Origin of the sequence: Ensifer aridi, from assembly GCF_002078505.1 — a bacterium.
Classification (GTDB): Bacteria; Pseudomonadota; Alphaproteobacteria; order Rhizobiales; family Rhizobiaceae; genus Sinorhizobium; species Sinorhizobium aridi.
The window spans coordinates 26,387-44,967 of record NZ_LUAV01000038.1 but is presented as its reverse complement, the minus strand read 5'-3'; the positions used below and the strand labels follow the sequence as shown (position 1 = coordinate 44,967).

Annotated in this window: 27 protein-coding genes; 21 read left to right on the top strand and 6 right to left on the bottom strand. The window is 60.7% G+C overall.

The window, feature by feature from the left end; genetic code table 11:
• Positions 1-182 precede the first annotated feature (182 nt).
• The 6 genes from AYK65_RS28895 to AYK65_RS28870 all read left to right on the top strand — a co-directional run bounded on the left by AYK65_RS28895 (position 183) and on the right by AYK65_RS28870 (position 4,431).
• Positions 183-374, top strand: a complete 192-nt coding sequence (locus AYK65_RS28895; protein ID WP_026614477.1) for a DUF6494 family protein — start codon at positions 183-185, stop codon at positions 372-374.
• Between the two features lie 225 nt (positions 375-599).
• On the top strand, positions 600-1,337 hold the full coding sequence (locus tag AYK65_RS28890) for an adenylate/guanylate cyclase domain-containing protein (protein WP_081163099.1): 738 nt from the start codon (positions 600-602) through the stop codon (positions 1,335-1,337).
• 409 nt (positions 1,338-1,746) lie between these two features.
• Positions 1,747-2,343, top strand: coding sequence for a hypothetical protein (locus AYK65_RS28885; protein WP_046117679.1), 597 nt, complete (start codon positions 1,747-1,749; stop codon positions 2,341-2,343).
• Positions 2,336-2,749, top strand: a complete 414-nt coding sequence (locus AYK65_RS28880; protein ID WP_026614473.1) for a phage holin family protein — start codon at positions 2,336-2,338, stop codon at positions 2,747-2,749. The genes AYK65_RS28885 and AYK65_RS28880 overlap by 8 nt, the downstream gene beginning before the upstream one ends.
• Positions 2,746-3,720 (top strand): DUF3618 domain-containing protein, encoded by a 975-nt coding sequence (locus tag AYK65_RS28875; protein WP_081162770.1) that lies wholly within the window; start codon positions 2,746-2,748, stop codon positions 3,718-3,720. Before AYK65_RS28880 ends, AYK65_RS28875 begins: the two co-directional genes overlap by 4 nt.
• A 267-nt stretch (positions 3,721-3,987) precedes the next feature.
• Positions 3,988-4,431 (top strand): SRPBCC family protein, encoded by a 444-nt coding sequence (locus AYK65_RS28870; RefSeq protein WP_046117681.1) that lies wholly within the window; start codon positions 3,988-3,990, stop codon positions 4,429-4,431.
• A 271-nt stretch (positions 4,432-4,702) separates the two neighbouring features.
• On the opposite strand, the gene AYK65_RS28865 is transcribed toward AYK65_RS28870, so the two are convergent.
• On the bottom strand, positions 4,703-5,044 hold the full coding sequence (locus AYK65_RS28865; protein ID WP_081162769.1) for a winged helix-turn-helix transcriptional regulator: 342 nt from the start codon (positions 5,042-5,044) through the stop codon (positions 4,703-4,705).
• A 130-nt stretch (positions 5,045-5,174) separates the two neighbouring features.
• Here AYK65_RS28865 and AYK65_RS34005 point away from each other — a divergent pair, with 130 nt between their 5' ends.
• The 5 genes from AYK65_RS34005 to AYK65_RS28840 are packed head-to-tail and all read left to right on the top strand — an operon-like array spanning position 5,175 to position 6,469.
• A complete protein-coding gene (locus AYK65_RS34005; RefSeq protein WP_081162766.1) occupies positions 5,175-5,432 on the top strand; it encodes an NAD(P)-binding domain-containing protein in 258 nt (85 codons plus the stop codon).
• The gene (locus tag AYK65_RS28855; RefSeq protein ID WP_338031551.1) at positions 5,353-5,838 is read left to right on the top strand and encodes a GFA family protein; all 486 of its coding nucleotides are present in this window, start codon (positions 5,353-5,355) and stop codon (positions 5,836-5,838) included. Before AYK65_RS34005 ends, AYK65_RS28855 begins: the two co-directional genes overlap by 80 nt.
• A 15-nt stretch (positions 5,839-5,853) precedes the next feature.
• Positions 5,854-6,090 carry a hypothetical protein gene (locus tag AYK65_RS32655; RefSeq protein ID WP_081162762.1) on the top strand — a complete coding sequence of 79 codons (237 nt, stop codon included), beginning with the start codon at positions 5,854-5,856 and terminating at the stop codon, positions 6,088-6,090.
• Positions 6,083-6,262 (top strand): hypothetical protein, encoded by a 180-nt coding sequence (locus AYK65_RS33405; protein WP_077068107.1) that lies wholly within the window; start codon positions 6,083-6,085, stop codon positions 6,260-6,262. The genes AYK65_RS32655 and AYK65_RS33405 overlap by 8 nt, the downstream gene beginning before the upstream one ends.
• Before the next feature lie 9 nt (positions 6,263-6,271).
• Positions 6,272-6,469, top strand: coding sequence for a hypothetical protein (locus tag AYK65_RS28840; RefSeq protein WP_026614467.1), 198 nt, complete (start codon positions 6,272-6,274; stop codon positions 6,467-6,469).
• A gap of 94 nt (positions 6,470-6,563) precedes the next feature.
• Here AYK65_RS28840 and AYK65_RS28835 read toward each other — a convergent pair whose 3' ends face one another.
• Together AYK65_RS28835 and AYK65_RS28830 are read right to left on the bottom strand one after the other, a co-directional pair.
• Positions 6,564-7,265, bottom strand: a complete 702-nt coding sequence (locus AYK65_RS28835) for an SGNH/GDSL hydrolase family protein (protein WP_172402082.1) — start codon at positions 7,263-7,265, stop codon at positions 6,564-6,566.
• A 330-nt stretch (positions 7,266-7,595) separates the two neighbouring features.
• A complete protein-coding gene (locus tag AYK65_RS28830; RefSeq protein ID WP_046117686.1) occupies positions 7,596-7,832 on the bottom strand; it encodes a hypothetical protein in 237 nt (78 codons plus the stop codon).
• Positions 7,833-7,921: 89 nt separating this feature from the next.
• Here AYK65_RS28830 and AYK65_RS28825 point away from each other — a divergent pair, with 89 nt between their 5' ends.
• The 5 genes from AYK65_RS28825 to AYK65_RS28805 all read left to right on the top strand — a co-directional run bounded on the left by AYK65_RS28825 (position 7,922) and on the right by AYK65_RS28805 (position 11,830).
• A complete protein-coding gene (locus tag AYK65_RS28825; RefSeq protein ID WP_081162758.1) occupies positions 7,922-8,797 on the top strand; it encodes a LysR family transcriptional regulator in 876 nt (291 codons plus the stop codon).
• Positions 8,798-8,958: 161 nt separating this feature from the next.
• Positions 8,959-9,399, top strand: a complete 441-nt coding sequence (locus AYK65_RS28820; RefSeq protein ID WP_026614464.1) for a DUF2267 domain-containing protein — start codon at positions 8,959-8,961, stop codon at positions 9,397-9,399.
• A gap of 62 nt (positions 9,400-9,461) precedes the next feature.
• Entirely contained in the window at positions 9,462-9,803 is a 342-nt protein-coding gene (locus tag AYK65_RS28815; RefSeq protein ID WP_046117688.1) for a hypothetical protein, read from the top strand.
• Between the two features lie 264 nt (positions 9,804-10,067).
• The gene (locus AYK65_RS28810; protein ID WP_046117689.1) at positions 10,068-11,357 is read left to right on the top strand and encodes an SDR family oxidoreductase; all 1,290 of its coding nucleotides are present in this window, start codon (positions 10,068-10,070) and stop codon (positions 11,355-11,357) included.
• A complete protein-coding gene (locus tag AYK65_RS28805) occupies positions 11,357-11,830 on the top strand; it encodes a DUF2269 family protein (RefSeq protein WP_026614461.1) in 474 nt (157 codons plus the stop codon). The genes AYK65_RS28810 and AYK65_RS28805 overlap by 1 nt, the downstream gene beginning before the upstream one ends.
• Positions 11,831-12,027: 197 nt before the next feature.
• On the opposite strand, the gene AYK65_RS28800 is transcribed toward AYK65_RS28805, so the two are convergent.
• The 3 genes from AYK65_RS28800 to AYK65_RS28790 form a co-directional block, all read right to left on the bottom strand.
• The gene (locus AYK65_RS28800) at positions 12,028-13,110 is read right to left on the bottom strand and encodes an ROK family protein (protein ID WP_046117690.1); all 1,083 of its coding nucleotides are present in this window, start codon (positions 13,108-13,110) and stop codon (positions 12,028-12,030) included.
• 159 nt (positions 13,111-13,269) lie between these two features.
• Positions 13,270-13,707, bottom strand: coding sequence for a TA system VapC family ribonuclease toxin (locus AYK65_RS28795; RefSeq protein ID WP_081162755.1), 438 nt, complete (start codon positions 13,705-13,707; stop codon positions 13,270-13,272).
• Positions 13,704-13,931 carry a CopG family transcriptional regulator gene (locus AYK65_RS28790; protein WP_139015690.1) on the bottom strand — a complete coding sequence of 76 codons (228 nt, stop codon included), beginning with the start codon at positions 13,929-13,931 and terminating at the stop codon, positions 13,704-13,706. The genes AYK65_RS28795 and AYK65_RS28790 overlap by 4 nt, the downstream gene beginning before the upstream one ends.
• A 177-nt stretch (positions 13,932-14,108) precedes the next feature.
• Between AYK65_RS28790 and AYK65_RS28785 the strand changes: the two genes are divergently transcribed.
• Genes AYK65_RS28785 through AYK65_RS28765 form a run of 5 tightly spaced genes read left to right on the top strand, consistent with a single transcriptional unit; the run spans position 14,109 to position 18,575 of the window.
• Positions 14,109-14,810, top strand: coding sequence for a transcriptional regulator NanR (locus tag AYK65_RS28785; RefSeq protein ID WP_026614457.1), 702 nt, complete (start codon positions 14,109-14,111; stop codon positions 14,808-14,810).
• A gap of 28 nt (positions 14,811-14,838) precedes the next feature.
• Complete coding sequence (locus AYK65_RS28780; protein WP_081162752.1) at positions 14,839-15,810, top strand: sialic acid TRAP transporter substrate-binding protein SiaP; 972 nt, start codon at positions 14,839-14,841, stop codon at positions 15,808-15,810.
• A 33-nt stretch (positions 15,811-15,843) separates the two neighbouring features.
• Positions 15,844-16,362: a TRAP transporter small permease gene (locus AYK65_RS28775; protein ID WP_026614455.1), complete on the top strand. Its 519-nt coding sequence runs from the start codon at positions 15,844-15,846 to the stop codon at positions 16,360-16,362.
• Positions 16,363-17,643, top strand: a complete 1,281-nt coding sequence (locus AYK65_RS28770; RefSeq protein WP_081162750.1) for a TRAP transporter large permease — start codon at positions 16,363-16,365, stop codon at positions 17,641-17,643.
• Complete coding sequence (locus AYK65_RS28765; protein ID WP_081162747.1) at positions 17,640-18,575, top strand: dihydrodipicolinate synthase family protein; 936 nt, start codon at positions 17,640-17,642, stop codon at positions 18,573-18,575. Before AYK65_RS28770 ends, AYK65_RS28765 begins: the two co-directional genes overlap by 4 nt.
• Positions 18,576-18,581: the final 6 nt, after the last annotated feature.

The following is an 18,581-nucleotide window of genomic DNA, read 5'->3' as shown; positions in this document are numbered from 1 at the left end:
TGCTGCGCAACACGTCGATCGGGTCCGCTCCTCTTTCTCCCAACGGGCCGGTCAACTTCAAGGACCCCGACGCCTCCTCCGTGGCTCGGGGTCTATTTCCATGGCATCGCGCGTCAATGGGCCTGCTTCCCTGACCACTTGCCTTCCCTTACAATCCCTTCCGGACACAAAGGAGTTCCGCCATGAGCGAAGACGCCTTCAACATGTCGATCCGCAAGTTCCTGAAGGAAGTCGGCGTCACCTCTCAGCGCAAGATCGAGGAGACGGTGCGCGACGGAAAGATCGGCGGCAAGAAGTTGAAGGTCCGCATGACGCTGACGGCGGAAGGCACCGGCCTGAACCATGTGGTAGACGGCGAGATCGAACTTCCATAAGCCGGGCGAAGCTGTAGCCACTTTGAATTGCTGCATGTCTCCGTAAACCGAGGTCGGTTTAAGGAGACATGCAGTAGCGAGACGTCCGACGCGGCGCGTCGGCAGCTTGCGTCAGCGGCTATTCGGCCCGTCGATCGTTCTCTCCTGTGCTCAGGCTTTCGGGAAGATTTTCCGCGCCGGATGTGCGAATATCACGGCGCGACGCGTAAACTGGGGCGCTGCAACATGTCTTTTTCTCAATCGAGGATTTGCAAGGGCTGCTGGGAGCAGATGCGTCTCCCCGTGCCCCTGCGAGGACCGGCTTCCATTCCCTTCCGCGCCTTTGGCATCCGCCCGAGCCGGATGAATCCGAACACCTGCACAATTTGCGAACTCATGTTCACGCGCGTGATGAAAGCCCGCAAGATCACTGTTGATGTGTCTGTGCTTTTTGCAGATCTGAGAGGCTATACGACGCTTTCGCAGTCGCTTTCGGCAGACACCGTCTCCGCGCTGCTCGATGATTTCTACGATGAATGTGCCACGGCTATTTGGGAATTCGACGGCCTGCTTAACAAGACGGTCGGGGACGCGGTCATGGCGATCTTCAACTTTCCGATCCCACACCAGGACCACGCCGAACGTGCCGTACTTGCTGCGAAAGAAGTCCAGCGCCGCTGCCAATTGCGCCGTGAACTTCACCTGGCTGAAGGTATCGGCTTGGACGGAAGTGAACTCGCTGTTGGTATCGGCATCGACTCCGGCGAGGCCAGCTTCGGAGAGTTCGGCCGGTCGCATCGCGACCTGACTGCCGTCGGAACCGTCGTAAATACTGCGGCACGCGCCCAGTCAGCCGCAGAAGCGGGGCGGATTCTCGTCACCAGGGCCGTTTGCGAGCGGGCGCAGAGCCAAACGGCCGAAAGCGAAGCCCGGGCATACCACCTGAAGGGCTTTGAGCAGCCGATCGACCTCTACGAAATCTGAACATCGTTGGCGTTGCCGCCGGAACTTGCGTAAGGCCGTGACAGGTGACCGATGAGGATTCGAGGATCACACTGACTAACTGCGCCTGACGCATGCTACCAATCGGAGCGCCAACCGCTCCTGCGCAGCGCATACGAAACGACATTGCAGGTCGCAGTCTCAGGCTTCGCGGCGATGCTGAAAGTCCGCAAACGGTCCTTCCTTTCCACGTAAGTCTCGGCGCGAGCCTCACCTGCCCGGCGCTCGTTTCCACACATTTCAAGGGCCTGAGTGGGAGGTCGCACGTGCCAGATCATCTCCTTGCGGTGATTGCCCCGAACCATCGTGCCAAAGGGAACAAAGGCGCCGTTTCGGTTGTTCGGATCATATTAGTAACACCTAAGATCAGTTCCGATCGGGAGGAACCCAAATGAGCAATGAAGGAAGTGCCCACGGGCCGGGCGACCCATCCGGACTGCCGGAAACGCCGTCGGCTGGTTCCGGCACTCGGGCAGGTGAAGACGCCACGGGCATCAGCGAGCAGGCGACAGAGCGCAACTTGGAACAAGCCCTTCGCGAAGATTTGTCTGAGGGTCGACAGTTCGCGAAGCAACAAACGGAGCAGGTCAAAACGGCGGTCAGCCGCACCGCGGAAGGCGAGAAAAACCTGGCGGCGCGTCAGTTGAACGGCGTGGGGGCCGCAATCGAGAAGGTCGGCTCCGAGCTCGAGGCATCCGATCAAAGGGCGCTCGGTCGCTATGCCCGGCAGATGGGCCGCTCGCTCCAAGATTACGCTCGCGATATAGAGGATCGCGATCTCGGCGAAATTGCCACGATGGCCGAGGATTTCGGCCGAAGGCAACCGCTTGCATTTCTCGGGATGGCGGCGATTGCAGGACTGACGGCCAGTCGGTTCCTGCTCGCTTCGGCCGAGCGTCGTACCAGCCGGGGCGCTTCCCTTCACCCCTCGCGATCACCGTCGGCTGGTCAGCCGGTTCGACAGGAGGAGGAGTTCCGCAATGGCTAACCATGATCGCCCCTTATCCGAACTCATGACGAGCCTGGTAGGTGACATATCCGGCCTTTTCCGGAAGGAAATAGATCTTGCCAAGGCCGAAGCGTCGGAGAACTTGAGTCGCGCCGTAGGCAGCATAGAGACCCTTCTCATTGGTCTGGTCTTTGCAATCGGTGCCATCGGCGTGCTGTTGAGTGCAGTCGTCCAGGGATTGGCCGCATTTCTCGTCGGTCAGGGTTTGACCGAACCGAATGCCGATGCAGCGGCCGCCGCCATCGTCGGCGTCGTGGTGGCGCTCCTCGCTTGGGCGATGGTTTCGCGGGCCCTCTCGACGCTTAGAAGCGGCAGTTTCAAGTTCGACAGGACGGCAGCCTCGCTACAGCGCGACGTGGACGTGGTGAAGGAGAGAGTACAATGAACGACTCCGTGGAAACCCACTCGGCTGCCGAACTGCAGCGCGAGATCGAGGCCGACCGCCAGCGCATTGAGGAAAAGCTCCACGCGATTCAGGAGCGCATGTCACCGGGCCAACTGATGGACGAATTGCTCGAATATGCCAAGACGAGCGGCGGAGCCGAGTACCTCAGCAACCTCGGTGTCGCATTGAGGAGTAATCCCGTTCCCGTCGCTTTGATGGGAATCAGTCTCGCTTGGCTTATCGCCAATCCGGCCTCACGCGCGCCCGGAGTGAGAAAGCTGGAGGATGGTCTGGACGACTATCCGCTCGCAACCGTTACCGGTTCCGTGCGGCGCACAGGCCCAGTAGAGGCGAGCTTCGGCGAGCGATACAGTCATTTCGCCGATGAAGCCGGCAACCGCTTCAGGGCGCGAACCGACCTTGAGGGCCGCAGGGCAGGTCACTTCGTCGATCCTGCCGGTAAGATTTACCGCGGCTTTGCCGACGCGGCAGGCCAGCAGATCGACGATATACGCGACGAGGCCGGGGCGCTTTTCGATGAGGCCTCGGGCTGGGCGTCCAGAACATGGCGGGAGGTGAGTGCTTCGGCAAGCCGAATGTCAGGTGCCATTGCCGAGACCGGGAGGTCTCTCGCGGACAGTGTGCAGGCCGCCGGCAGATCTCTCGAAGACCAGGGCGCGCACCTGAACGCCGCCATTCTCAAGCATTTTCGCGACCAGCCGCTCGTCGGCGGTGCGCTCGCTTTTGCCGTTGGCGCGGCGATAGGAGCCGCCCTGCCTCGCACGGAGGCCGAGGACGAGGCATTGGGCGAAGCCTCGGATCAAGTGCGCAACGCCATCGCCGAGAAGTCGAGTGAAGTGGTCGGTGAAGCGGTGAGCACCGCGGAGAACCTCTTCGACAAGGCGGGTCAGGCCGCGCTCGAAGCTCACGATGCTGCGAGAGAGCGGATGCGCGAGACGCTTCGGGAATGACTGGGCATTACTGATGATTCCTTAAATCGGAAGCGATTTAAGGACAAAACCATGCGGGGTTGCGGGCGGCCCGCGATGGGCACGCCGCGTTGTCACGCCTGGATGCGCCTCCCGTGCTGCGGGCACGAAGCAGCCAGCCCAGATAGCCAAGCTGGCGCTTTTCAAGAAATCTGAGATCCAGTGTCGGACTGGCGCAGCCCCGTTCGTCCTCGTGCATGGATCGGCAATTCATGGGATCCATCCGTCAGTTCAAAAGGATAAACGATCATGCCCAGCACCATACGCTTGCACCGCGTCCTGGCAACCAGCCCAGAGAAAGTCTATCGCGCGTTTCTCGAGGCGGACGCGCTCGCGAAATGGCTTCCGCCCAACGGCTACGCCTGCACTGTGCATCATCTGGAGCCAAACGTCGGCGGCACGTTCAAAATGTCCTTCCGAAACTTCACGACCGGCGAAAGCCACGCGTTTGGCGGCGAATATGTCGAGCTCGTCCCGGGCGAACGCCTGCGCTACACGGACAAGTTCGACGACCCCAACCTACCTGGCGAGATGCAGGTGACCGTGACGCTGAAGAAAGTATCGGTCGGTACCGAGCTGGAGATCGTGCAGGCAGGCGTGCCGGACGTTATTCCACCGGAAGCCTGTTATCTCGGTTGGCAGGAGTCGCTGCGAAACCTGGCACGGCTCGTCGAGCCTGAAATCAATCAGTAGCCCATCAGGATCAGGCAAAGGCGCCGGCATCGAACCGCGTGGTCGACCTTCGCAATCCAGCGCCGGCGCTTTCCACGCTGGGCGGTGGGACTGGTTCATTCCGGCCCCGGCGCAGGGCCGCTTTGGTGACGCGGCCGAGTGTCGGGCATTGGCGCTGCCCCATCGCAGGTGAGGAGCGGTCGCAACCACTGCCAGTCTGAAAACAAATCCGCTTGCGATCGAGTTTCGCGCCAAAGACGGGCTGCTGCCGGCGCAAGGATTTCTTTCTTGGTTAAGCTGCTGACTTTTGGCGAGCTTTCCAAGCCTCATGCTGCTTTCCCCATCTCGACATGGCCGTGACGGCATCGTTCAGGCTGAGACCAAGCGGTGTGATCGCGTATTGGACGCGCGGCGGGACCTCGTTATAGTCATGACGGCTGATCAGGCCGTCAGCCTCCATCTGCCGCAATTGCTGGGAAAGGACTTTTTCGCTGATGCCGGGCGACAACCGGCGCAGTTCGGCGAAGCGGTGCGGACGCAGGTGCAGAGCCCACAGCAAAGAAGTTTTCCACTTTCCGCCGATCGCCTGCAGCGCCGCGGCAAAGCCGCAGTCATCCGGCTGCTTGTTCCTCATCTCTCGAGCTCCTGGCAGTTTTCGACACTTACCTGAAAGTGCGTACTTCATAACGCCAAGTGAAATTTATAACTTCGCTCGGCGCGCGCCCAGACAGAAACTTAAGCGGCCACAGGCCCGGAGAAACATCATGAAACAACCAGTTTGCGTCCTCGGCGCGGGGCGCATGGGCTCCTCGGTAACTACAACGCTTCTGAACAATGGTTACGATACGTGGATTCGGAACCGCACTGCGGCAAAATGCGGCGCCCTGATCACGATGGGTGCAAGGAGCAGCGCGCGCCGGTCCCTCGCGCAGAACGGCGCAAATGCCGACTTCGCGTCGCTTGCCCCGTTGTTCAGTCGTGAAGGCGTCGCCTCTGAGGTCATGGGGAAGGCGAATGCATAGCTCTCTTCGCAAGGCGACGTGCTCCTGCCGGCAGGTGGAGCTCGTTTGTGCTGGTGAGCCACGGCGAGTCTATGCCTGCTCGTGCATCGAGTGCCAGCGTTGCACCGGAACGGCGTTCTCTTACCGCGCCATCTACCCGGAGGCGGCTGTGATTGGTCGAAAAGGAGAAACGAAATCCTGGCGCAGGATCGGGCAATCGGGAGCTTGGCTGGAACAGCATTTTTGCGTCAATTGCGGGTCAGTGATCTTCATGCGCGCCGAGGCGCTCAAAGACGCGATTTCCGTATCCGTGGGCTGCCTGGAAGATCCGGATTTCCCGCCGCCTCAGAAGCTTCACTGGCCCGATCGCCGACACCGATGGCTTCGTTTGGAAGGCATTCTCGACGAGAGTTCCGCTTCCTCCTGATCGCCAGCGCGTGCAATGCGCGCGATTTTGGCAGATGCCGATCAGGCGCTGTCGCTCGCCGAAGCGAGCTGGAACCAAGTTCGTCATCGGCGCAAGCGTTCGAACAGCCGGGGCACGGCAACGTTGCGTGACCGCGGGCACGAGCCCGAGTTCCGGAACATCATCTGGGCTGGCCGGTTAGGCTCGGGTGCCAGCAAGGGGCTGGCATTGAAAGAACAAACGAGTGACGCGTTAGGAGATCAAGATGGGTAGCCGACCACCGCCAGTTCCTCCGGACAATAGGAGCGCAAAGGGAACGGGAGAACCCGGAACCATCGCGGCCGAGTCAAAGAAGCCGGATATGTCCCCTGACCCGGAGAAGAAGGGACAGCAGGGCAACACCAAAGTCAATACGACCCATCAGGGATACCAACAGGATCGATGAGGAAAACGGATGTCCACTTCCAAGAAGACTCCGGCAAGTATCCGTCAAGGTGGGCCCGGTGCATCGCACGAGAATGCGAAGGCTCCGTTGAAAATACCGAAGCCGCCGGCCGAAACCGACAGGCGTACGCGCAGCAAAGTCTCCGGCGGCGGAGGCGAACACGACCGCCATCACAGTCATGACCCCAAGCGCAAAGGCGGTCATTGAATCAGAAACCCGGCCACTGCTCAGGAATCATCGGCACTCGCGCGCGCTTAGCCGTTACGTAGAACTGCGAGGCATCGTCGCGCCCTTGGAACAGTTAGCGCACTATCATTTCGGCACGCCCATTTTGCGATGGATGCCGGGTCAGGAATGAAACGATGGCGGCGGCGATTTTGCGGCCGCCCTTTTCAGAAGGCTCGATGGCGTTGGCGAAATCGCTGTCTTCATCGCAGACCACGCGGAGATCAATCAGCGCCACGCCGCGGTCCGCGGCTGCGCGTGTAATGCAGTCATTGAGGACCGAGAGGGCCGTTACGGCAATGCGCCTTTGGTTGAGGTCCGCATAGCGTACGTCGTAGATCGTGCAGATAGCAGTTGGAAGCCTGGCAGCCAGAACGGTGTCCAGGGTGGCGAAATAACTGGAGCAGAACTGCTCTCTTATCTCTGCCACCCTGAGTAGCGCATCGGCCACTGAGGCCGAGGGCAGGCTCAAAACATCAGAGACGCTGAGTGCGTCATTGCCGCCCATGCTTACTATCAGGTGGGTGGCGTCGGCCGGCAGCCGCTGCAGCTGAAGGCGCACGTCCTTCATGAGGCTGCCGTCAGTTGCAAGCAATGTCGCAGACCACCCGGCCGGCAGCCGGCGCACAAGGTGCTTCAAAACGTCTGAACCGCCGGAGACATAGGCGCCGTTGTCAAGTACCGAATCGCCGAGAAGCACGACCTTGTTCGACATAGCGGAAACCCCGGCCAAAGTAAGTGGGGCATGCGCGGTTGCGGGCAACAGGGCAGCCGCCATCAAAATGCCTCTACGCGACAATGCCAAGCTCACGGCACTCTTCTCCCGGCAGTAAGGATATAGCTAATGGTGAAACCATGTGAGGCAAGGTTCTTGAAGCAAAAGTCTTCAAGGCCCCGAACCTAGTCCGCCCCTGCCAATTCGGGCTCAACAGGCTCGAGCCCTCGCCCCAGTCCGTTCCTTTCGATCCTTACTGTCGTCGTCTCCATGCCTCTCAGAGATCATCGATCACTCTCGACCTGAAGAAACACAGCAATGTTTCAAGCTGTCGACCTATGCCGACTGGCACAGATCCTCTGCGTGGCGGCCGGCGGGGGCGTTGGAGCGCTCTTAAGTGAAGCCTTGCCTCATGCTTTGGAGTCGTTTCGTACTGTTCGTCGCGTCGACCGGTCGTCCTTTGCCTTCAATCGCTTCCGAACGACGCTCTGCAGACTTCTCGATCCATTTCACGAACCAGCCGAACCCTTCCCATTCGGCACCGTCAAGTGGATCGGCAAAGGCGTCGATTCTCTTTTTCCGCTGTTGGCCCACCAGCTCTCTGTATAGGATCGTCCATTGAAGTAGCATGTCGTTTCTCCGGGAATACTGTGATGCCCCGGATGTGGTGCGCGATGACATTGAGATGTAGGCGCGCAAACGAAAGGCATATTTCACAGATGAAAGTCGAAAACTGGGATGATCTTCGTCTATTTTTGCACGTCGCTGAGCAAGGCGGCCTTGCGGGTGCCGCCGAGAAGACGGGCATCAGTGCGCCGACTATCGGACGACGCATGTTGGCGCTGGAACGTGCCACTGGGCGAGCGTTGTTTGTACGGGCGCGGACCGGGTATGAGCTTGCGCCGGATGGGCACGTTCTGCTGGATCGTGTGAGGGCGATGTACGAAGCGGCGCAGGACATCGCCGACTGGCATGAGACAGCGCATTCGATGCCTATCGTTCGGCTTCTGTCAGACACCACCCTGTCATGTTTCACGGCTGTAAGCTTGCGGCATCTCTGGACGCCGAACGACGCTTTTCGGGTGTGCTTCAAGACTTGCGAGGCCGTCCTCGACCTGACGCACCGCGACGCCGACATAGGGCTCACCGCCGAGCGGCCGGAGACGGGCAATGTCGCTGCCCGGCGTTCCGTCAGGGTCGCCTATGCGCCCTACTGCGCGCAAGGCTTCGACCACCGCCGTCACAGCAACTGGGTTTCGCTCGGCACGGACGTCGCCAATCAGCCGTGGAAGCGGTGGGCGTTCGAGCAGCCGGATCGTTTCATCACAAACTGGGTGAACTGCCCGCGGATGATGTTCGATCTGGTGAAGGCCGGAGCCGGCATCGGCGTCGTGCCGTGCTTCATCGGCGACAGTGATCCAGCCTTCGTCCGCGCGGGCCGAGTGATTGAAGAATTGAGCCACGACTTATGGATCGTACTGCATGACGACGAACGGGGACGGGAGTCGGTGCGCACGGTTGCAGACCGGCTTTCAGCGCTGCTTGCAGCGAACGCCGCGCTGTTCTCCGGATCTAACGGGCGTGATCCTCTTTGAGTGTCGATCAGGTCCTTGGCGTCCGCAGAGTTCGAGCAGGCGGCGCCGGTTCACCGTGCCTGCCATCCCGGCGCCCCCCGCGAGAAACGATCAAACGCCGGAACATCGCGGCATTCTTCTGGTTCGACCGTCGTCAAGCAAAGAAAAAACAGGAGAGTATCATGAGTGCTTCCGGCGTGGCCGCATTCGACAAAACGCTCCAACTCACGAATGTCTGGCTCGACGAAATCATGGAGCACCAGGGACCGGACCGTCAGCGCGCATGGCACATTCTGAGCGCGGTCCTCCACACCGTGCGCGATCGCCTGCCCGCCGATCTCGCGGCTCATTTGTCAGCACAATTGCCGCTACTCGTGCGCGGGGCCTACTACGATCAGTACGAGCCGTCCAAACAGCCGACGCAGTCGCGGACCTTGGATGAGTTTCTTGGCCAGGTGAAAGACGAGCTCGCCTTCACACGGCCTGTCGATGCGAAGGAGGCGGTGCAAACGGTGTTTCACGTCCTCTCGCATCACCTCGATCCAGGTGAAACACGCAAGATCCGCGATAGTCTGCCTCAAGATGTGCGCGCGCTCTGGCCCGATCCGGGCGAGCGCCATTAAGTCGAGTGTCCCGTAACCGGCCGCGCGTTACCCCGGCTGGATTGGCATCGAAGGAGAATCCGATGTCGGTGTTCGAGATATTGGCCGACGAGGAAACCAGCAAAAAGCTCGGCGTTGCCATGGTTATGCTGAGCCGCGACGCGGGCAGGGGTGAGCCCCGCAAAGGTATTATCGTTACGGGCGAGCTCCTCGCGGATGCGTTCGGAGGCGACCCGAACCGAGCAGCGGAGGTGATCAGATCCGGAGTGATCGATCATGAGGCCATGCGCAGGATCGACAGTCCAGACCGGCTGAGCTATCAGCCGCAACCTGCAAGTGCGACCGATCCCGTTCACTGGCACCTGGCCGTATTCAGCCGCGATGATCTGGGTCTTTTCGAAGGGCCGGTGAGGTCCGGATGGTGATGAGAGAGCCATGGCCGCAGCGTGGCTCCGCCGATTCACCGATAAAAGCCGACACGGTTCGTACGGTTAGATGACAAGCTTTTTGCTGCCCTATGCGGACGTCTCACATCGGCGCGCCGTATTGTCGCCGGCTTATTTCACGACCGAAGAAAGGAACATCCGTCATTCCAGCATCGTTGGAGCCTTGCGGTCTCGCATCCGAAACGACTGCGTGGCCGCAAGGATCGGTCGATACGCGGCTGTCCGAATATGTAGGAAACAACGATGAAAGTGCTCGTGGTCGGCGCCTCCGGGCTCATCGGATCGGCGATATGCGCAAGGCTTCACGAACGCGGCATGGAAGTGATGCGCGTCATTCGGCCGGGCTCGGCGTCGGGAACCAATGGAATCGGCGAAGCCGTGGAAATTGACCTCGCGCGAGCCGTTAGACCTGAGGACTGGATGCCCCATCTGTCCGGTGTTGCCGCTGTCGTAAATTGTGCAGGCACGCTTCAGGATGGTCCGGGCGAAGATACGTCCGCCGTGCATCTGCGCGGTCCTTCAGCCCTGTTTCAGGCCTGTGAACAGAAAGGTGTAAGCCGCGTCATCCATTTCTCCGCCATGGGGGTCGAGAAGGAGCAGCCTTCCTCGTTTTCGCGCACCAAGTTCGAGGGTGACAAGGCATTGATGGCCCGTGATCTGGACTGGGTCATCCTTCGTCCTTCCGTCGTGCTCGGGCCTGGCGCCTTTGGCGCGAGCGCACTTTTCAGGGGGCTCGCCGCTCTGCCTGTGTTGCCGCTCATGCCGAATACGGGAATGCTCCAGGTCGTGCGCCTCGAAGAAGTTGTGCGCACCGTCGAGATACTCCTCAGCGCCAATGCTCCGGCTCGGCTCGTCCTCGAGGTCGCGGGTCCTGAAGCCCTGTCGTTCCAAGATGTCGTAAGCGCCTACCGCCGCTGGCTTAGCTGGGGTGCTGCTCGCGCCGTCAAAGTACCGCCAGCCGTTGCAGCAGTGCTTTACAAGCTCAGCGATCTTGCCGGCGCGCTCGGCTGGCGTCCGCCGACGCGGAGCACAGCGCAAAAGGAGATCGTGCGGGGTGCTGTCGGCGATATTCGGCCTTGGGTGGAGGTCACTGGAATACAGCCATCAGCGCTCTCCGAAGCCCTCGCCCGAACGCCCGTCTCCGTCCAGGAACGATGGTTTGCGAAGCTCTACCTTCTCAAGCCGGTCATCTTCGGCGTTCTCTCGCTGTTCTGGATCAGTACGGGCGTCGTCTCGCTCACAATCGGATATGATATCGGGGTCGATCTGATGCTGCGCACCGGCGCTGGATCTCTCGCCGGTCCGAGCGTTGTCGCCGGGGCGATAGCCGATATCGTCATCGGGGTCGCCATTGCCTTTCGCCGAACGAGCCGGATCGGGCTCTATGGTGCCGTCGGCCTGTCTCTCTTTTATGCAATCGCCGGAACAATTCTCCTTCCTGAATTGTGGAGCGAGCCGCTGGGGCCGCTGATGAAGATATGGCCCATCATTGTGCTGCATCTCGCTGCTCTCGCGATCATCGAGGAGCGATGATGCTTTATCTCCTGCTCAAATTTCTACATCTCATCGGCGCCTCGGTCCTGCTCGGCACGGGAGCGGGGATCGCCTTCTTCATGCTGCTCGCGCACCGGACCGGCCGCGCGGCGACGATTGCCGCCATTGCCCGCATCGTCGTCGTGGCAGATTTTCTGTTCACCGCCACGGCCGTTGTTCTGCAGCCCGTCACCGGGATCGCGCTTGCCTGGCATGTCGGCTACTCGCTCAGGGAAGGATGGATCCTGCTGTCGCTGCTCTTATACGCGATAACAGGTGCTTTCTGGCTCCCGGTCGTCTGGATGCAGATGGAGATGCGCAGGCTTGCCGAAGTCGCGAGCAAGAGCGAACAGCCTTTGCCAAAGCGCTACTACCGGCTGTTCCGTCTGTGGTTTGCCTTTGGTTTTCCGGCGTTCGGGGCGGTTCTCGCGATCTTCTGGCTGATGATCGCTCGGCCGGCTATCGAGTGGTAGCGGCAGTATCTGCACGCCCCTCGTTGGATCTCAGTCCGGCAGTCTGTCCGGCAATGCCGCCTGCGATGTCCGGGCGTATTCAGAAGCGTCCTTTTCGCGGGGCGGCCCCCGATAAAGCAATTCGCTGACGCGCGCGACGCGATTTGTTTGCATGCGTGTCGTCGAACGCTGTACGCATCGTGCGACATGCAGCAGCCTCAAGCCTCATCGCGATTTTCGCGCTTGTTGTGGAAGTGAGCGTTGCCCAGACCCGTGCCGATCGTCAGAATTCCCCAGTCCGAGCAGTCGCGCATGAAGGGTACCTGGGAAAGCCCCTGAACGACTGCGTCGTTGTGCATGATCACAAAGGCTTCCTCTTCGCCAATCTGTGGTAGGGCTTTCTTCAGGACGAGAGGCAGATTGAAGTGCTCGCTTTCCCAGTTGCCGCCCGGCAGGTTCTGTCCGCCGCGCAGAATCGACCCGTCCGCGTTTATGACACCCGGGCAGGCAACTCCAATTACGGGTGCCAGCTTGAGGTCGGCTTTGTCTGCCTTGGCAATAAGCTTTTCGACCATGGTGACGAGACGTTCGATCGTAGTGTTCCGATTGGGTCTATCATCGGCGTGACGCCAGATGTCGGACTTCCAGACCTTGGCTTTGCTAAGGTCCGCCTCGTCCTTCAAACGAAGCTCGACAATGCCCACGCGAACATTGGTGCCGCCGAGGTCGATGGCAAGCATCGCCTTATGACCCTTTAGCATCCAGGGCGGCATGAGGTGGGCCGCGCCGATCAGTCCTGCATCGTCCGGATGGTGAGCGATCGGCGTGACATCTATTTCGTAACCCTGAGACTTCAGCAGCACCAATGCTCGCGCGATCGCGAGCTCGCCGACGGCACTCGCGCTGAAGCCGCCGCCGATCACGACGCGCTCAGTATTCTTCCAACTTTCCTGGTCCAAAAACCTGCCGAGAACCTTCGCAAGCTCGGCCGCGAAATCGTCGACGGCTCCGAGAATGAGGGCAGCCGCCTCCTTGTCCTCACCGTTGAGAAGCGCGTCGATCTCCTTCTTGGATAAATCTCTGCTCGAAGTCTTTCCGAGCGGATCGGCGCCACCCTTTCGCACCCGCTCACGCCACGTATCGAGCTTTTCTCGAAAAGCAAATTTATTGGCCCGGTCGCCAAGGAAGCTATCCCCGTCGCGGAGTCCCATATTGTAGTCGTCGACTATCACTGAAGGCAGATCATCTGCGCCATGGCCGAGCGGCGCGCCGTTCGGCTTCTCTTTCTCGGATTTGCCCACGCTGCCTCCTCTATGACGTCTCGCCACTGCTCACAGGATCGTAGCGTGAAGTTACAACGTAGGCGGTAGGGCGATGTTCCGTCGCTCCGCCTGTGCCTCCGCTTTGGGAAGGCGCAGCATGCCGGCGATGCGCGACGTCTCTTCTAAGGCATCCGAGTCCTAATTGCCGGTGATCAGGTGCAAGGCAGAATTGCCCCTTATGACCGCCGCTGCTGACAGCTTGCGATCGAATGTCGCCAACTGGCCACCATGCGCCTTTGCGAGCGCAAGTAGATAGGTATCCGTTACCTGGCCCGACGTCAGGATTTTTGCGGCAGCGATATCACCTGACCCGACGAGGCTCATATCATCCGGCCAAAAACAGTGGCCGGGGAGCGCCCGCAATTTGCCCACGATCTCCATCACAAGTGACGGTGAGCCGGGAGAGTTGGGGTATTTGGGACTGCCGACAATCCGGATGACGCCATTTTCAGTAATCGGGCAAGTAGCCCACGCACTCTGTCCGGTCGCTGCGAACCACTCGTGCGTATCATCATGGGCTACATGGCCAGGATCGATCAAGGCAATCAGCACATTGACGTCGAGCAGGAAAGTCACGGCAGTTCGTCACGCAAGGCGTTGACTATTTCGAGCGTCACCGGCGGCGCATCCGGTCGAGGTGAAAGAAGAGGGATTCCGTTGCGCTCACCGCCGCTGCGCGGCCGGCGCAGAGAACGCCTCGCCAGCTCGGAAATGACCTCGCCGACGCTACGGCGCTGCTGAGCTGCCATGGCTTTGGCCGCGATCAGGACATCATCATCAATCGCCAGGGTCGTTCTCATATCTGCCCCATCACGCATCACGCATCACGCATCACGCATCATATATAAAGCTCGAAGTAGGGTTTCACAAGGCGTCGTCGAACGCCTTGAAGAGGTTCGAACCTTACACGGGCAGGCGGCGTATGGGCCTACCGGCACCGCTTGACGGACGTGGTATAACACCTTAATAGTTAGACCATGACTACTCTTACTGTCCGCAAGAAACTGTCCGACGAAGTGAGGCTCCGGCTCGAGGAAATGATCCGCGAGGAGGTCTATCCTCTGGGCACCATGCTTCCTTCGGAGCGCGACCTCATGGAAATGTTCGGAGTGGGGCGCCCCTCGATCCGGGAAGCGCTCTACGCCTTGGAGCGCATGGGGCTGGTGAAGATCAACACTGGCGAACGTGCCAAGGTCACCCGGCCGACGCCGGATCATTTCCTGTCCTCGCTCGCAGGCGCCGCGCGCATGCTGCTCGGCCGGCCGGAGGGGGTCGCCAATTTCGAGCAGGCGCGACTGTTTCTGGAGGAGGGCTGCGCGCGCCACCTCGCTGCGCACGCCACGGCAGAGCAGATCGAGACAATCGAGGCCGCGCTTGCCCGCAACGAGGTCGCCATCGGCAAGGCCCGCGCCTTTGCGATGACCGACGTAGCCTTTCATCGGACGCTGACCGAGATGGTGTCAAATCCCATTTTTATCGCGGTTCACGACGCTTTCGTCGATTGGCTGATCAGCCAGCGGCCCCTGCCGGTTCAGCCGGAGATTTCGAACAGGGAGAGTTTCGAGGGGCATGTGGCGATCGTAGAGGCAATCCGCGCCCGCGATCCGGAGCGTGCCGGCCGCGTCATGCGCGAACATCTGGAGAGTGCGGAACGTAAATACAGGCGAAAAAGCCCATAAGGGCGACACGACAAGGGAGGAGCATTCGATGAAAACAGGATTGATTTCGCTCGCGCTCGCGGGCCTTCTCATGGCGTCCCAAGTATCCGCTCAGGAGGCGCGCACGTTGCGGCTGGGCATGCAGGGCACTGCCGGCGACCCGCAATTCGAGGGCGTCACCGAGGCGGCGCGTATCATCAAGGAGAAGTCCGGCGGCCGGCTGACTCTGGAGATCTTCCCGAATTCGCAGCTCGGAACCTTTACCGAGATGATGGAGCAAGTCACGCTCGGCGAGCTTGACTTCACGCTCAATCCGTTCGGGGGAATGGATGCTTGGGTTCCCCGCGCCGTGGTGGCGAGCACAGCTTATGTGGTCAGCGATTTCGATCACCTTCAAAAGATCATCGCCTCGGATTGGGGTAAGGGAATCGTCGAGGAGATGCGAACCGAGCACAAATGGCGCGTGGTCGATTCCTGGTATTTTGGGACGCGGCATACGACTGCAAAGAAGCCGATCGAAAAGCCCGCCGATTTCGCCGGCATGAAGTTGCGCGTGCCGAACTCGGCGCCGCTACTCACCTGGGCGAAGGCAATGGGAGCAAGCCCCACGCCAGTGGCTTTCGCGGAGGTCTATCTTGCGCTTCAAACCAATCAGGTCGACGGCCAGGAAAACCCGCTGCCGATTATCGACGCGATGAAGTTCACCGAAGTACAGTCACATGTCTCGCTGACCGGGCACTTGGTGCAGGACCAGCTCATCCTCATGTCGGAGGACACATGGAACGCGCTCGACCCAGCCGACCAGCAGGTCGTGATGGAAGCTTTTGAGGCGGGCGGCGCGCTCAACAACAAGCTGGTCAGGGAAAAGGAAGCGAGCCTCGTCGACGCGTTCCGCGAGCGCGACATCACCGTCGTAGAGCCGGACAAAGCGGCTTTCCGGGAGGCGATGAAGCCTGTCTATGAGGATCTCGACGAGAAGTTCGGTGCCGGCACGGTGCAGAAACTGCTCGATCTCCGTTGAGCGGCAGCGCCCCTCTAATGCGAGATTTCAGCTATGGCCAATCCAAGCCGGTGGCGCAGGCTTGCCCACCTCGAAGAGACCCTGGCGGCGATCCTTCTGGTCTTCGCCTTCATCGTGATCGCGCTGCAGATCGCCACGCGGTTCATCCTCCGCGATCCGTTGTTCTGGACAGAGGAGGCGGCGCGCTATGCCTTCGTGTGGTTGGTGGCGCTTGGTGCGGCGGAGGGTATCACCTCGCGGACGCACATCACTATGGACATCGTGCCGATGATGCTTGCCGAACGGGCGCAGCTCATCCTGCGCCTTGTTCTTGACCTTCTGGTGCTCGGAGCCCTTCTCATCCTCGTCTACTACGGCACCTTCGGCGCCATGCGCGCTCATAAGGTGATGTCGATCGCGATCGGCGTGCCGGAATCCTGGCTCTACGGAGCTTTGCCGGTGTTCGGGGCGCTTGCTGCTGTCCGCATCATGCTTGTGATGGCGCGGGATGCCCGAACGCTTTTGAGCGGCGGCCATCCGGTCGCCGACGCACCTTCCGAAAGGTATCTCTAGATGACGGCGCTCTTCGGCGGATGGTTTGCTCTTCTGGTCGTCGGCATGCCGGTCGGCTTCACGCTGATCGTGGCGGCGCTCGCCTATATGCTCTGGCAGGGCACGGGACTGAATTTTGCCGGGCAGCGCATGGTCGCCGGCCTGAACAGCTTTCCGCTGCTTGCCGTCCCTTTCTTCATCCTCACCGCTCAACTGATGAATCTTTCCGGCGTGACAGAGCGCATTTTCGATTTCGCCAAGGCGCTTGTCGGCCACATCCGGGGCGGCCTCGGCCATGTGAACATCATGGCAAGCGTGATGTTCTCCGGCATGTCCGGCTCGGCGGTCGCCGATGCCGCCGGCCTCGGCCAGCTTGAGATCAAGGCCATGCGCGACGCCGGCTATGACGAACAGTTCTCCGGTTCGATTACGGCCGCGTCCGCCATCATCGGGCCGCTTATCCCGCCATCCATTCCCCTCGTGGTCTACGGCGTGATCGCCAACACCTCGATAGGTGGTCTTTTCCTGGGCGGTATCGTGCCTGGCCTCCTCTGCGCGGCCTCGCTCATGGTCATGGTCTATGTCATCGCGTGGCGGCGGAACTACCCGACCGATCAGCGCGCGAGCCTTCGCCGGATCTGGTCTACTTTCTGGCGCGCGATCTGCCCGCTCATAACGCCGTTCATCATCATCGGCGGCATCTTTGCGGGGATATTTTCGCCGACCGAGGCCGCTGTGGTCGCTGCCACCTATGCTCTTTTTTTGGGTGTGGTGGTCTACCGCGAAATCACTTTCGCCAAACTCGTGACGGTGCTCCGCGAAACCGTGAGCCATACGGCCGCCGTCGGTCTTCTCATCATGGGCGTGTCCCTGTTCGGCTATGTGATCGCCCGGGAACAGGTGCCTCAGCATGTCGCCGCGTTCTTCCTCAATTATTCGAGTGATCCCCTCACTTTCCTGATCCTCGTGAACCTCATGCTGCTTGCGCTCGGCACCTTCATCGAAGCCTTGGCGATCCTGCTTCTGATCGTGCCGGTGCTGGTTCCAACCGCACTTCAATACGGCATCGATCCCGTCCATTTCGGGGTCATGGTGGTGTTCAACCTGATGATCGGCATATTGACACCCCCCATGGGGGTCGCGCTGTTCGTGGTCTCGAAAGTCGCCAACATCCCCTTCGGCGTGCTTGCCCGCGGGATACTTCCCCTGCTCATCCCGCTCATCATCGTCCTGGCGCTGATCACCGTCTTTCCAGCACTCGTCACCTTCATTCCCGACCAGATGCTCGGAGCCAATCGATGAGTCCGCCCGCCAAACCACCCGAAGGCGTATGGGGAGCGGTGCTGCTGCCGGTCGATCAAAAAGGCGGGATCGAGTGGACCGCATTGCGAGAGCAGCTAGCCGTGCTTCACGGGAGTGGCCTCCACGGCATCTATACCAATGGTACGGCGGGCGAATTCCACAGCCAGACCGAGGAAGAGTTCGATCACTTGAGCCAAGTGGTCGCCGATTTCTGCCGCAGCGTTGCCCTGCCTTTCCAGATCGGCGTCTCGCACACGAACGCGCGCGTCGCACGCGAGCGGCTCAACCGCGTCGCAGCGCTACGGCCCGACGCGGTTCAGGTCACCCTGCCTGACTGGTGGGCTCCCGGCTATGACGAAGCGGAGCGTTTCCTCGTCGGTATGGCGGCAACGGCACCCGACATTCCGCTGGTCCTCTACAATCCGCCCCATGCCAAGCGCCGGCTGAGCCTCGACGAGATCTCAAGGCTCAAGGCGGCTGTGCCCATGCTTATCGGCGCGAAGCTACCTGGAGGCGACGAGATCTGGTACGAGGAGCTTCGCCGGAAGCTCACACATCTCTCCGTCTTCATTCCGGGGCATTTCATGGCGAGCGGCTGCCTTGCGGGTGGCCGCGGATCGTACTCCAATGTCGCGTGCCTGAGCCCTGCCGGCGCCATGCGGTGGTGGTGGCAGCTCGGTGAGGATCCGAACGCCGCCCTCGCGTTCGAGGCGCGCGTCGTCAGCTTCATGAAGGAGCATGTCCTGCCGCTTGGCGCACGCTACGGCCTATCGAACGCCGCTCTCGACAAAGCGATGGCTGCCGCCGGCGGCTGGTGCCCGATCGGTCCCAAGCTTCTCTGGCCTTACGCCTCCGCCCCGCAAGAGGCTACTCTGCAGCTTGGCGCTGCGGCCCGTCGCGAACTGCCCGAACTTTTCCCCCCAAGCCTTTGAAAGCGA

Bases quoted from the DNA above. Each gene is read 5' to 3' on its own strand.
- AYK65_RS28840 (WP_026614467.1), top strand. From the start codon at position 6,272: ATGTCCACTTCCAAGAAGACTCCGGCAAGTATCCGTCAAGGTGGGCCC.
- AYK65_RS28820 (WP_026614464.1), top strand. From the start codon at position 8,959: ATGAGTGCTTCCGGCGTGGCCGCATTCGACAAAACGCTCCAACTCACG.
- AYK65_RS28855 (WP_338031551.1), top strand. From the start codon at position 5,353: ATGCCGACTTCGCGTCGCTTGCCCCGTTGTTCAGTCGTGAAGGCGTCG.
- AYK65_RS28770 (WP_081162750.1), top strand. From the start codon at position 16,363: ATGACGGCGCTCTTCGGCGGATGGTTTGCTCTTCTGGTCGTCGGCATG.
- AYK65_RS28875 (WP_081162770.1), top strand. From the start codon at position 2,746: ATGAACGACTCCGTGGAAACCCACTCGGCTGCCGAACTGCAGCGCGAG.
- AYK65_RS28830 (WP_046117686.1), bottom strand. From the start codon at position 7,832: ATGCTACTTCAATGGACGATCCTATACAGAGAGCTGGTGGGCCAACAG.
- AYK65_RS28870 (WP_046117681.1), top strand. From the start codon at position 3,988: ATGCCCAGCACCATACGCTTGCACCGCGTCCTGGCAACCAGCCCAGAG.
- AYK65_RS28825 (WP_081162758.1), top strand. From the start codon at position 7,922: ATGAAAGTCGAAAACTGGGATGATCTTCGTCTATTTTTGCACGTCGCT.
- AYK65_RS28890 (WP_081163099.1), top strand. From the start codon at position 600: ATGTCTTTTTCTCAATCGAGGATTTGCAAGGGCTGCTGGGAGCAGATG.
- AYK65_RS28785 (WP_026614457.1), top strand. From the start codon at position 14,109: ATGACTACTCTTACTGTCCGCAAGAAACTGTCCGACGAAGTGAGGCTC.
- AYK65_RS32655 (WP_081162762.1), top strand. From the start codon at position 5,854: ATGCGCGCGATTTTGGCAGATGCCGATCAGGCGCTGTCGCTCGCCGAA.
- AYK65_RS28805 (WP_026614461.1), top strand. From the start codon at position 11,357: ATGCTTTATCTCCTGCTCAAATTTCTACATCTCATCGGCGCCTCGGTC.
- AYK65_RS28835 (WP_172402082.1), bottom strand. From the start codon at position 7,265: ATGGCGGCTGCCCTGTTGCCCGCAACCGCGCATGCCCCACTTACTTTG.
- AYK65_RS28810 (WP_046117689.1), top strand. From the start codon at position 10,068: ATGAAAGTGCTCGTGGTCGGCGCCTCCGGGCTCATCGGATCGGCGATA.
- AYK65_RS28865 (WP_081162769.1), bottom strand. From the start codon at position 5,044: ATGAGGAACAAGCAGCCGGATGACTGCGGCTTTGCCGCGGCGCTGCAG.
- AYK65_RS28885 (WP_046117679.1), top strand. From the start codon at position 1,747: ATGAGCAATGAAGGAAGTGCCCACGGGCCGGGCGACCCATCCGGACTG.
- AYK65_RS28780 (WP_081162752.1), top strand. From the start codon at position 14,839: ATGAAAACAGGATTGATTTCGCTCGCGCTCGCGGGCCTTCTCATGGCG.
- AYK65_RS28880 (WP_026614473.1), top strand. From the start codon at position 2,336: ATGGCTAACCATGATCGCCCCTTATCCGAACTCATGACGAGCCTGGTA.
- AYK65_RS28775 (WP_026614455.1), top strand. From the start codon at position 15,844: ATGGCCAATCCAAGCCGGTGGCGCAGGCTTGCCCACCTCGAAGAGACC.
- AYK65_RS28765 (WP_081162747.1), top strand. From the start codon at position 17,640: ATGAGTCCGCCCGCCAAACCACCCGAAGGCGTATGGGGAGCGGTGCTG.
- AYK65_RS34005 (WP_081162766.1), top strand. From the start codon at position 5,175: ATGAAACAACCAGTTTGCGTCCTCGGCGCGGGGCGCATGGGCTCCTCG.
- AYK65_RS28895 (WP_026614477.1), top strand. From the start codon at position 183: ATGAGCGAAGACGCCTTCAACATGTCGATCCGCAAGTTCCTGAAGGAA.
- AYK65_RS28790 (WP_139015690.1), bottom strand. From the start codon at position 13,931: ATGAGAACGACCCTGGCGATTGATGATGATGTCCTGATCGCGGCCAAA.
- AYK65_RS28815 (WP_046117688.1), top strand. From the start codon at position 9,462: ATGTCGGTGTTCGAGATATTGGCCGACGAGGAAACCAGCAAAAAGCTC.
- AYK65_RS33405 (WP_077068107.1), top strand. From the start codon at position 6,083: ATGGGTAGCCGACCACCGCCAGTTCCTCCGGACAATAGGAGCGCAAAG.